8 protein-coding genes are annotated in these 11679 nt (G+C 69.5%); 3 read left to right on the top strand and 5 right to left on the bottom strand.

Annotated features, from left to right (window positions below):
• Positions 1–30: 30 nt before the first annotated feature.
• Positions 31–855 carry a hypothetical protein gene (locus tag ACFY9V_RS35055; RefSeq protein ID WP_391164355.1) on the bottom strand — a complete coding sequence of 275 codons (825 nt, stop codon included), beginning with the start codon at positions 853–855 and terminating at the stop codon, positions 31–33.
• 124 nt (positions 856–979) lie between these two features.
• On the opposite strand from ACFY9V_RS35055, the gene ACFY9V_RS35050 reads away from it, so the two are divergent.
• Together ACFY9V_RS35050 and ACFY9V_RS35045 are read left to right on the top strand one after the other, a co-directional pair.
• Positions 980–2302 carry an exonuclease subunit SbcD gene (locus tag ACFY9V_RS35050; RefSeq protein WP_391164354.1) on the top strand — a complete coding sequence of 441 codons (1323 nt, stop codon included), beginning with the start codon at positions 980–982 and terminating at the stop codon, positions 2300–2302.
• Complete coding sequence (locus ACFY9V_RS35045; RefSeq protein WP_391164353.1) at positions 2299–5463, top strand: AAA family ATPase; 3165 nt, start codon at positions 2299–2301, stop codon at positions 5461–5463. Before ACFY9V_RS35050 ends, ACFY9V_RS35045 begins: the two co-directional genes overlap by 4 nt.
• 53 nt (positions 5464–5516) lie before the next feature.
• Here ACFY9V_RS35045 and ACFY9V_RS35040 read toward each other — a convergent pair whose 3' ends face one another.
• Positions 5517–6341, bottom strand: coding sequence for a Helicase associated domain protein (locus ACFY9V_RS35040; RefSeq protein WP_391164352.1), 825 nt, complete (start codon positions 6339–6341; stop codon positions 5517–5519).
• A gap of 15 nt (positions 6342–6356) precedes the next feature.
• Between ACFY9V_RS35040 and ACFY9V_RS35035 the strand changes: the two genes are divergently transcribed.
• Positions 6357–6740: a hypothetical protein gene (locus ACFY9V_RS35035; RefSeq protein ID WP_391164351.1), complete on the top strand. Its 384-nt coding sequence runs from the start codon at positions 6357–6359 to the stop codon at positions 6738–6740.
• Here the strand turns inward: ACFY9V_RS35035 and ACFY9V_RS35030 are convergent.
• From ACFY9V_RS35030 to ACFY9V_RS35020, 3 genes are all read right to left on the bottom strand, one after another.
• On the bottom strand, positions 6725–8563 hold the full coding sequence (locus ACFY9V_RS35030; protein WP_391164350.1) for an SIR2 family protein: 1839 nt from the start codon (positions 8561–8563) through the stop codon (positions 6725–6727). The genes ACFY9V_RS35035 and ACFY9V_RS35030 overlap by 16 nt on opposite strands.
• Positions 8564–8661: 98 nt before the next feature.
• Complete coding sequence (locus tag ACFY9V_RS35025; RefSeq protein ID WP_391164349.1) at positions 8662–11091, bottom strand: Helicase associated domain protein; 2430 nt, start codon at positions 11089–11091, stop codon at positions 8662–8664.
• Positions 11092–11488: 397 nt separating this feature from the next.
• Positions 11489–11679 (bottom strand): hypothetical protein (locus ACFY9V_RS35020; RefSeq protein WP_391164348.1); only part of this gene is annotated, 191 nt, incomplete at its 5' end.

Raw genomic sequence — 11679 nt, 5'->3', positions numbered from 1 at the left:
GCGGGAAGGGTAACCACGGAGGTGTGGCCGTCAGGCGCGTGCCCGCAGGCGGATGACGCCCTGCGGGGGGGCGCCGAAAAGGAGTTCGCCGTCGTTCAGCTTCTTGCGGGCGCGTCGTGCCGCCGTGGCCCGGGTGGCGCGGTCGGCCTCCTGGTGCACGTTCAGCTCGCTGTGGGCGGCATCGATCACACGCTGGGGGTCCGGTGAGCTCGCCCGGCCTACTGTGGCAACGGGCGCGGCGTCGGGGATGTTCATCGCGAAGCGCCACAGCAGCCGCAGCGCCGCCGCGCTCGGCGGGCTCTGCGAGGCGTGCACCGTCTCGGCGACGCGCATCGCGCTGCGCAGGAAGTTCACGCGTGGCGACAGCGGGCCGACGAGGCGCTGCTCCGGATCCCAGGTGCTGATCGTGATCAGTGCCCGCACCGGCGTCAGCAGGTCGTACGCGAGCGCCGGGCACAGGTAGTACGGCCGGGCACCGGGGCTGGAGCGGTACGAGCGCTCCTCGTCTCGGCGCAGGCTGGAGAGCTTGGACGCGGACAGCTCGCCCGGGAAGAAGGCCTCGTGCACCCCGACGATCAGCTTGGGCGCCGCCGGGGTCTGCAGCAGCGTCAGGGCCCGGTGGACGTGCTCACGCGCCGGCAGGCTCGCCCCCCGGGCCGCGGGCCCCGCAGTAGGGGCGACAGGCGGCTCGGCTGACTCGTCGGTCTCGACGAGGGTGTCCCAGGCCCGCTCCGCGCGGCGCAACTGGCCACGCAGCTCGCCGGCGCGCTCGGTGTCACCGGCGGCGGAAGCGTCGCGGATCGCGCGGCGCAGGGCGCTGATGCTCTTCTCCAGGGCGTCCAGAGGATCACTCATGCCGCCGACCATACCAGACTTCCATTCTCTTCCAGATTTTTCCAGAGTACCGGTGTATGGTCAGTGGCTCCGAAGCCTCCGGCATCCGCGCCGAGACCGCAGACCGTTTCCCTTGGAGAGCCCCGTGACGGGACGCGTATTCCACACCTCCGACTGGCACCTGGGGCGCCAGATCGGCCGCTTCCGCCGCGATGGCGAAGTCGACGCCGTCCTGGACGAGATCACCGCCATAGCCGCCGACTTCGCCCCCGACCTGATCGTCCACAGCGGCGACCTGTTCGACAGCTCCCGCCCCGGCCTGGACGACCTGCGCCGCGCCGCGCACGCCCTGCGACGCCTCGCAGAGATCGCCCCCGTGGTCGTGGTCGCCGGCAACCACGACACCCGCAACGTCCTGGCATTCGTGGAGTTCGTCCTCAACGACATGGGCACCCGCGACACCGCCGACATCCGGGTGCGCTTCGCGGCCGACGCCCGCCCCGAAGGCCTCCTGATGGCCGACTACCCCACCCGGGACGGGGAACTGACACTGCGTATCGGCGCCCTGCCCTACCTGCACCCCAACCGCTTCACCTACGACTTCGCCGACCCGCACCTGCTGACCGCGACGTACGCCCAGCGGATGCGCGCCGTCCAGGCCGACGTCCACCACCGGCTGACCGCCGGCCGCGGCGCCCGCGACGTCCTGATCTTCGCCGCCCACCTGTTCGTCGAAGGCGCCACCCCCTCCCACTCGGAACGGCAGATCTCTATCGCCTCCGACTACGCGATCACTCCCGCCGACATGCCCGACGTCGCCTACGGCGCCCTCGGCCACATCCACAAGCCCCAGGCCGTCGACCGCGCCGGATTCCCCGCCCGCTACGCCGGCAGCCCCCTGCAGATGGACTTCGGCGAGAGCGGAGACACCAAGAGCGTGGTCCTGGTCGAGGTCGGCCCCGGCTCAGCGCCCCGCACCGAACTGGTGCCGCTGACCGCCGGCCGCCGCCTGGTGCGCCTCGAAGGCACCTTGGACGAGATCGAGCAGCGTGCCGCCCGCGTCGGGGACGCCTGGGTGAAGGCAGTGGTCAACGTCGACACCTTCACCCCGGGCCTGGCGGACATCCTCGCCCGGATGCTCCCGCAGGCCACCCTCGTCGACATCGACGAGCGCCGCACCGGAGCAGGCGACCGTGTCTTGGACCGGCAGACCTCCCGCAGGGAACTGCCTGCCATCGAGGACCTGCTGCGCGACTACCTGTCCGGCCGCGGCACCTCCGGTCCGGCGCGGGACCGCGTCATGAAGGCCTTCGCCCACCTCCAGGCCGAACCCGACCTCGACGACCCCGCACCGTGCTGCGAGGAGACCCTGCTGACCGCAGTCATCGCCGGCACGCCCGTGACCGCCGTCGACCCCTCGCGCCTGCTCATCGGCACGGACACCACCGCAATGGAGGCGAAGCGATGAAGCCGCTGACACTCGACCTCACCGGATTCCGCAGCTACCCCACGCGGACCACCATCGACTTCACCGGCAGGAGCCTGGTCGCCGCCCTGGGCGACACCGGCGCCGGCAAGAGCAGTCTGCTCGACGCCATCACGTTCGCACTGTTCCGCAAGAGCTCCTGGGACGCCAGGGAACCGCGCCAGCTCATCGCCGACGGCGCCCAGGCCATGAGCGTCGAGCTCACCTTCCTGCACGGCGGGCAGCGCTGGCAGGTGCACCGCACCATGCATGCCAGCAACCCGAACGCGGGACGCCACCATCTGGCCAACCTGGACACCGGCGAGCAGGTCGACAGCGCCACCGCCGTCGATGCCCGCGTCAAGGCGGTGCTGCAGATGGGCTATGACACCTTCCTGCGCGTGGGCCTGCTCCCACAGGGCAGGTTCGACCAGCTCTTGACCGCGCCACCCAAGGAGCGCAGCGAACGCCTGCGTGAACTGTTCGGAGCCGAGTCGCTGGAGTCGGTGCAGCAGCTGGCCGCCCGCCACGCCCAGACCCTCAACGGACTGCTGATCCAAGCGAGGGCCAAACGCGACCCCATGCCGCAGGACCCGGCTCAGGCCGCAGCCGAAGCCGCCGAGGCCGCCGATGCGGCAGCCGCCCGCGCCGAGTATCTGAACGCCGCAGTCGAGCACATCACCGGGCTACAGGAAGAGGTGACGGCAGCACGCGAGACGGCAGCGCAGGCGAACACGGTCGCCCAAGACCTGTCCGAGCACACCGTGGCCAACGCCGACGCCGTGCTGGACTCGCTCGAGCCCCTCGCCGCAGACATCGCCAAGCGCTGCGACGCAACCCAGCGCAGCATCGACCAGGCCGACACCGACGAACGCGCCCTCGCCGAGGAGATCAACGCGGCCGACGCGGCAGGGGAGAGCCGCGACGCCCTCGCCAAGGCCGCCACGACCCTGAGCACCCTCGCGGCCGACGCCCACGGGCATCGCAGCGAACGCGACCGGCTCACCGCGCTCACCGACCAGCTCGCAAACGAGGACGCTGCCCTCACCGCCGCCGAGGCCGATCTCACGGCGCGCACCGCGCACAGCGAGCCGCTGGCAGCGCAGGCACGCGCGGCCGCGCAGAGCAGCCGCGAGATCCGCGACCACGCGGCTGCCGCACGCACCCTTCTGACCGCAGCCCTCACGGCAGCACAGCACACCGCCGACACCGCCGCCGCCCACGCCGCCGCCCAGCACAAGGCCCACAACGCCCGGGCCGACGAAGGCCGCCGGGAGGAGGACGAGCAGCGCGCGAACGCGGACCACGACGCCGCCCGAACCCAACTGGAGACCCTTCAGCGACACGACCAGGCCGCTGCCGTCGCCGCCGACCTCCACCCCGGCAGCGACTGCCCCGTCTGCCACCAGGAACTTCCCCCCGACTTCGAACCAGCAGCAGCCGACGTCACCGCGCTGACCGCAGCCAGAACCCGTCTGAAGGAGGCCGAAACCGCCCGCGACACCGCCCGCCGCCGGCTCGCCCAAGCGAACGGCGCGTTGCAGGTCGCCGAGCAGGCCGTGCTCGACCGCGCCGAGGAGCACCAGGACGCCCAACACAAGGAGCACAGCGCCGCCATCACCGCGGCACACAGCTTCCAGGATCTCGCGACGCGGACCAACGACGCCTTCGATGCCGCAGCGGCAACGGCCACCCTGACCGCACTCACCACTGCGATCCGCTCCGCCACCCCCCACAGCGACCAGACGACCGCACCGATCACCGGCGCGATCACCGTCTGCGAGCAGGCAGCCGAAGCAAAGGCCGAGAACCTGCACACCGAACAGCTCCGACAGGCCGCAGCCCTGGAAGCGGACCGCAAGACCCTAGACGGGAACCGCACATCCCACCAGCGCAGCACCACAGAACTGAAGACAGCCCTCGAGCGTCACACCCGCGCCCTCGCCAGAACCGTCGCCGACGCCCGCGCCCTGCCCGCCCGCTTCCGGGCGACGCTGCCTGACGAGACGATCACGGTGACCGCCGACCAGGCCGCCGCCGCGGCGGCGGCCGTGGACGCCCGACGCACCGAACTCCAGGAGCTGACCGACCGCAGGGAAGCAGCACGCGAGGAGAAGATCGGGCTCCTGGCCGACCAGCGCGCCCTCGAAAACGAGCACCGCACCACGGTGGAACGCCCGCTGAACGACCTGCGCGGCCATCTGGACGCCTGGGCCGGGGCAGCCGGCCGCGCCATCGCACACCTTGACGCATCCGCCCACCACCAGGTCCCCAAGACCCCCACCGGCGCCGGGATCACCGAGATCCGCCAGTACACCGCCGACCTCGGGACCACCGCATCAGCCCTGGCCGGGACGCTGACCGAGCGCACCAACAAGGCCCGGACCAGGGCGGAAGCAGCAGCCACGGACCTGCGCCGGCACGCTGCCACCCTCACCGACGTCGACAGATTCGACCCCGCAGCGGACCTGACCAACTCTCAGGCGGTCCACCCCCTTGTTGCCGCGGCCGCCCGCGCTGCCCAGGAGGAACAGGACCAGCGCGACAAGCAGCTGCAGGCGCAGGATCTGATCCAGCCGGCCGCCGACCTGGACTACGCCATCGCCGCAGCCACCGCCCGCCACGAGGCACTGGAAGTCCTGCGCAGGGAACTGGTCGACGCCAAGTTTCTGGGCCACCTCACCATGCTGCGCACGCAGGCGCTGCTCGGCGTCGCCAGCGACATGCTCGGACAGATGTCGGACGGTCAGTTCGGCTTCGCGGAGAGCTTCGACATCGTTAGCCGCAGCTCCGGCGTCGTCCACCACCCGAACCGGCTCTCGGGCGGCGAGAAGTTCCTGGCCTCCCTGGCCTTGGCCCTGGCGCTGGCCGAGTTGCACTCACGCAGCGGCCCCGCTCTCGGATCGCTCTTCCTCGACGAGGGCTTCGCCGCCCTGGACACCACCGCTCTCGACGCGGCCCTGGACGTCCTGCGCACCCAGGCTGGCGGAGACCGCCTGGTCGTGGTGATCAGCCACCTGCATGCCGTCGCCGAAGCCGTCGACGACGTGCTGTGGGTGGAACGCACCAGCTCCGGCTCCAGCGCCCGCTGGCTCACCGCAGCCGAACGCGACGATCTGGTACAGGCCGACCTGGCAAGCGGCCTCCAAACCCTCGCACCGTAGACCCCTGGAGTGCCGTGCCTGCTCCGCTCATGAAGCCCAACTCGCGCCGTACCTCACCACCCCGCCCTCGCGTCCCTGACTTCGCCCCGGACCATCGCCACAGAAGACGGACCTTGCCGATGACCGTCAGATCCAGTCGACGCCCAGTCGACGCCCAGCGCGGCGAGGGAGGCGAGCTGGTCGGCGGTGAGTTTGCTGCGACGCTGCTTGGTGTTGGAGATCCATACGCCAAGCCGGATGATGACCGGTTCCGCCTCGCCGTCGACCGTGATCGGTTCTCCGTGTCCCCGCGGTACCGGCCTGTTCGCGCCTTCCCGCCCGACCCACTGGGTGAGGGCTGCAAGGCCACGCTGGAACGCCTGCTGCGCCCTGCTCGTCCCTTTCGCCGTGCTTCCGGCTGCCTGGGCTGGAGACGGGGACGCGGGGGGTTGCATGCCGAGGGCGGTCAGCCGTTCCTGCTGTTCAGTGGACAGATGCGCCCATGTGTTCGGGTGCCGCATCCGCTCCAGCCACAGTCCGAGGTCGTCGCCGTCGAACTGCACGCCGGGCTCGATGAGCGACAGAACACCCTCGCCTTCGGTGTCGGCTAGGTCGGCGAGCACCTTGTAGTGGCGTTGCCAGTCGAGCGGCCAGGGGCAGTTCCAGTCCGGGTCGATCTTCGTGAGCTGCGCGGCGCGGACGGCGGCCCGCTCCGGGTCCTTGCCGAGTCCGTTCTTGGTTCCCTTCCGGCGGAGGTTGGCGATGTGCTGTCCGATGGGCACCATCGCATCGCCTTCGCCCCAGACCGCGTCCTGACGGGGCGCGAGGTGCCCAGAAGCCCGCCGGTACGACCGCAGCGCGGCTAGCTTGGCCTCCCACGCCTCCTGGCCGAACCCCACCCACACCGGACCCCGATGAACCCCAACGGGAACCCCGCCCCTCTCGTCCAGGCCCGCGCCCGCATCAGCGCCGACAAGCGCCAGCGAGCCCTGGAACGCGGCCACCAACCCGTCACCCCCACCGCCGTCGCCCGCACCGCCGGCGTCTCCACCTGGCTCACCTACACCGACGCCATCCGCCCCAACATCCAAGCCGCCCAGACCCGGCAAGCCACCCAACCGGTCCCCCCGCCCAGCCCCACCTCCGCCACCGGCCTGCGCGCTGAACTCGAGCTCGCCCGCAAAGAAATCACCCAGCTGCGACGCGAACGCGATCAGGCCCGCACCGCCGTGCGCCACCAGCTCGGACGCCAACTTGACGCCCTGATCTGCCGGCTGGTTGGTCAGAATCCGCGGTGATTGCGTGCCCGCCACTCGACGAGCCGGGCGTGGGCTGCCTTCGCGCGCTCTACGTCGCCGTGGAATGCACCCGCTTGCAGGAGGGGCCAGGCAGCGGTCAGTTCCGTCCCGATCGTGTTCGCAAGGCCGCTGTCGTGTCCCCAGTTTTCTCCGGTGAGGAATTCTCCTGCCCAGGGGTCGCGGCGGTGTTCCACGTCGTCGTCCATGGAGATCATGGAGGCGAGGAATTCGAAGCGGTTGCATGCGGCCTTGTACGCGGCGTCGTCCGGTTCGAGTGAGCGCAGCGGTTCCCGTGCTTCCTGCCGCAGGAAGTGGCTTTGCGGGTAGAGCCAGCGGTTCCCGGGCGCTGGCGGGCACACGTCGCGCAGGTCCCCGGGGAGCACTCGCCAGGGGTGAAGGTAAACGGCCGGAGGCTGGGGCTCAGTACGCCCGAACAGTGTCGTCCAGGTGGGTTTGGCCATGACAGTGGTGATGAACTCCTCGCGCCCGGCGATGACTGCCGCCACCCCCATGGTCCAGGTCGCCAGCAGAGCGGGGTAGTGCCGCAGGGCTTCGAGCTGGTCGTTGAACGAGCCGGAGAAGCTGCTGCGGATGCGAACCAGGCGCTCGACTGTACGGAGCCACAGGCTGTCGTAGGTGCCGTCGTCGTGGTAGATCCCGGTGGCCAGGAGGTGGAGGAGCGTGTCGGTGTCGGCTCGGTACCGGTGGACGCTGTCGGCGTACGAGGTGTTGGCGAGCGGGTAGTTCTCCGGGGCGGTACGGCCCAGGAGCTGCGCCGCGGTCTGGCCGACCAGGTCGGACAGATCGATGCGGCGTATGGGGTCTGGAAGGGCCCGCTTGAGGCGGGCGACTGCGATGTCGCGGGTGATCGGCGCGTCGGCGAGGCGGTCCAGCGCCTCAAGGCGCTGGACCAGGTCGGGGAAGAGCTCGTCCGCGCTCAGCCGAGGAATCAAGGCCGCCTGATGCTGAGCGGTGATACGAGCGGCCGCGGCGCCCAGGTCGCCGTAGTGCGACCAGAAGAGGGGGTAGCGCCGTGACCGTGTGCCTTCGACAGCCTTCACCAGAGCGTGGTCCCAGTCCGCGGACCACCCGCAGACCAGCAGGCCGTACTCGTCCAGAACACGGTCGAGGAGCTGTTGCTGCTCTGGAGGGTAGGAGGAGAGTTCATCGACGGTGTTGCGGGAGTCCAGGTCGAGGTAGTCGCCGTGCAGCTTGATGACGGTCGCGCGGCTGTGCACGAGCGGTGTCGCGCCGGCGAACTGCCTGGGCTGGTGAATGACCTGGGGCGAGATCCCGACGTCCTCCAGGGCACGCTCGGTGAGTTTGTCGAAGTTCGTGGTCACGATGACCCGCACGCTGCCGCGCAGCACCAGCTGCGCGATCGCCTTGTGGGCTGCGCCGGGTACTTTCCGCCTCGTATCCCGGTCCTCTTCGTCGGCCTCGAAGTACTGGGCAAGAAGCGCCTGCCGGCCGCTTGCGGTCGGGGCCAGGGTACCGAGCAGGTCGGAGTATCCCAGGGGGCCGTTGCCATGTTTGGCCCACCAGGCCTCCGGATCACTGGCGGCCGCAGCGCCCGCGTTGGGATCATCGGGGTCCAAAGCCGTGGCAGCCCGACGCACGAGGTCCTGGACGATGCCCCACCCGGTCTTGATGGCGGCGCCGGTCGAGACACCGGACCCGAGCAGCAGCGCGTAGACGCCCGGGCTGGAGTGCATGCTCGTGGCGAGCGCGACCAGAGGTGACAGGGCGCGTCCGGCAGGCGTGACGAGCGGGCCCGAGGGCGGAACGGAACCCGAGAGCGGGGGTGCGGGGTCAGCAGCCATGATGCTTCTCCATGCGGAACGGCGATAGGGAGCAGCGAACAGCTGACGACACGTCAACCCGTGCTCGGGAAGCAACTATAGTCATTCTGACGATAAACTCATGCCCAGTCGACCCCAAGCACTGCGAGCTGCGCGAGCTGGTCCGCGCTCAGTCGCGCACGTCGGCTCTTCGTGTTCGACAACCAGACACCCAGGCGAATCGGGGCACCCTCGCCCACAGCGCCATCGGCCCTCCCACCCTCGACCTCGTCAATCAAGACCTCGACGTGCTGCCGAGGGACTGTCAGGCGACCTTCACGGGCCTTGTACTGCCGCAGAGCAGCAACACCCCGCTCGAACGCCCCCGCGGCGCCCACAGGGCCCTTGGGTGCCTTGGCGGGGGCATCCTCGGCCAGCGGCTGCACGCCGATGCCGGTCAGCTTGTCGCGCTGCTGGTCGGTGAGCTTGGCCCAGACCACGGTCTGGCGCTGCTTGGCCAGCCATCGGCCGATGTCGTCGCCGTCGATCGTGGTGCCCGGCTCGATCGCCTCGACCGGTACCTGGGCCTGGCGGAGTTGGGCGAGGCCGGCGAAGTGCCGCTGCCATTCCAGCGGCCACTCGGGGTTCCAGTCCGGGTCGATCTCCGCCAGCGCCGCCGCCCGTTCCGGGTGGTCCCCGAGCACCCCCGGCCGCCTGAGATTGGACAGCCACTGCCCTACCGGCCGGTCCAGGGCTGTGGCCGACCGCGGGGCCGCCAGCGTTCCGTGGGCCTCGAACCAGGCCCTCGCGGCTGCGAGGTTCTCCTGGAACGCGCTGTCGGCTGCGTTCCACACCATGCCCAGGCCTTCCAGGCGCTTGGCCCGCCGGCCGTCCATGGTGCCCGCGCCGTAGGCGCGCCTCTGCTCGGCGATCCATTGCCCCAGCGGGTACGGGCCTTCCTTGTGGTCGTAGGGCACCCGCAGATGTGACTCTCGGTCACGGAACCGGCGGGCCGCCGCGTACCCCTTGGCCCAGTCCTGCCGCTCGGTGTCGATCACGTTGAAGGAGACCCATTCCGCGACCACCACCGGGTCACGCGGGGCCGCGAACCGCAGCAGCAGACGCGATTCCTCCTCATCCTCGGGTGCTGCACCGATGTTCTGGGAGGGGTTCACGTCGCGTTTCTGCTCCTCCTGCGGCACGGCCAGCAATTCCACGGCCTCTTCGTCGTGCGCGCGGAGACCCTGCAAAACCTGGACCAACGGCCGGTAACTGCCGGAGGTGAACATGTCTTCCGGGCGTTCTCCAGCCTCCAGGAAAACCGGCACAATCAAAGACGCCAGTTTCCCCTCCCCGGGCTTTTGCCTCAGCGCCCGGCCGATTGCCTGCACGATATCGTGCGGAGCACCCTTGGGATCCAAAATGGCAACGCTATCCACACTTCTGATGTCGACGCCCTCACCCAAGACACGGCAGTTACACAAGATCGCCAGCCCGAGCCGGGTGGCGAACTCACCCAGCACCGACCGCCGCCGCTCCGGCACATGATCACCCATCAGCCAGTCAGCCCAGATGTGCGCGGGGTACTTCTCCGGGCTGTCCGCGTGCAGCTTCGCCGCAACCCGGGGCAGCCCCTCCGCGAACGCGTTCGCCTCTATCGTCCGGTGATGAAACGTAATCATCGACCGCAACTTGTGCTCCACAGCCGTACGCAACACCCCAGCCTGAAGCGCCGCCAGGCGCTGGCCGCGCAGCTCCTCCTCCTTCGCCTCCGGGCCGCGCAGCCGCTCCGGCGTCACCACCGGGTCCGTCAACTCCATGACGATGATCTGATACCGCGCCAAAAGCCCCCGGGACACCGCCTGCGCCAAGGTCAGGCGATACAGAACAGGACCGAAAATTTTCGGATCATCCATCGAGGCCGCCATCTCCTCCGGCAGCGCATCCCGGACCCCCTCGCGCACCTCCCACGAGGCGGGGCGCTCCTGCCAGATCCGCGGCGTCGCCGTCATGTACAACCGCCGCGCCGACGGGATGACACTCTGCAAATGGACGTCGGCCCACGCCTTCCCGAGTGAACCCGACGTGCGGTGCGCCTCATCGACCACCGTGAGGTCCATCGGGTCCATCCGCACGCCGTACACACCCTCGAACGCCTCCGCGAGGACCCCCAGCGACGCGTAGGTGCCGAACACCACCACCTGGCCAGCCCCGTGCCACAACGCCAGCTGCGGCGCGCTCGTGGTGGCACGCACCTTCATCGACCACAGCTCCGGGTCCTCCTGGAGCGAGCACACCGCAACCGCCGGCCCAGCGTGCCCGGCCGCCTTCCACGCCCGCACCGTCTGCGTCAGCAAATCCAGCGTCGGCACCAAAACCAGAATCCGACCGGCCCCGGCAATCCGCTTAGCCGCGGTGGCGGCAATAATCGTCTTCCCGGTCCCGCACGCCGCGATACACTGCCCACGCAGACCATTCGAAGGAATCCCACTCGGCGGGATATCGAGCCCGCGCACGATAGCGGCGACGGCCTCTTTCTGATGGTCACGCAGTTTCAGTTTCTCCGGCATTTTCCCGTGCTCCTAATCTGGGAATCAAATTGCACAGAAGGGGACTCTCCCCGGCGGGGGTATGGGCCGGGCGGTGCTGCTCTCTGGACCCAGATTCTACACAGTGCATCACTAGCCGCACTACCCCGTGCGCACGGTTCGTCAGCACGGGTGACAGTTGGCGGATTCTGCACGCGCGATGCGCGTTGGCGTGTATGCTGGTGCGTGATGGGTGTTGCTGCAGATGGTCCAGGTGACAGTCCATCAGGGGGGAGGTGGTTTCGGGTGGAGCGTAGCGGAGCTCGTTCTCTGCGGTGGGGCGGGCCTCGAATCGGTGGGTGGATGACGTTCGGTCACCGGGGGTAGTGGCGGGAACTTCCAGGGATTACCCGGACCCGCGCGTGATGCACCTCCCCCTCTAGCCAGCTTGCTTTTCGGTTTTCCCGCTTGCGGGAAAACCCGGCAATTCGCGCGGAGCGTGAATTGTTTTTATGCCCGTTGAAGCGAAGCGGAAACGGGCATAATTCCCGCGAAGCGGTAATTCGCACCGCGCGAAGCGCGGTGCATTCACTATTGCCTCGCGCAGCGAGGCATAACCCGCTCCGCGGG

It is taken from the genome of Streptomyces sp. NPDC008317 (assembly GCF_042955955.1).
Taxonomy (GTDB): domain Bacteria; phylum Actinomycetota; class Actinomycetes; order Streptomycetales; family Streptomycetaceae; genus Actinacidiphila.
The sequence above is the reverse complement of the archived record's forward strand: the minus strand, read 5'-3'. Positions and strand labels throughout refer to the sequence as shown.

Coding starts and splice junctions, on each gene's coding strand:
- ACFY9V_RS35055 (WP_391164355.1), bottom strand. CDS start 855: ATGAGTGATCCTCTGGACGCCCTGGAGAAGAGCATCAGCGCCCTGCGC.
- ACFY9V_RS35045 (WP_391164353.1), top strand. CDS start 2,299: ATGAAGCCGCTGACACTCGACCTCACCGGATTCCGCAGCTACCCCACG.
- ACFY9V_RS35035 (WP_391164351.1), top strand. CDS start 6,357: ATGAACCCCAACGGGAACCCCGCCCCTCTCGTCCAGGCCCGCGCCCGC.
- ACFY9V_RS35030 (WP_391164350.1), bottom strand. CDS start 8,563: ATGGCTGCTGACCCCGCACCCCCGCTCTCGGGTTCCGTTCCGCCCTCG.
- ACFY9V_RS35025 (WP_391164349.1), bottom strand. CDS start 11,091: ATGCCGGAGAAACTGAAACTGCGTGACCATCAGAAAGAGGCCGTCGCC.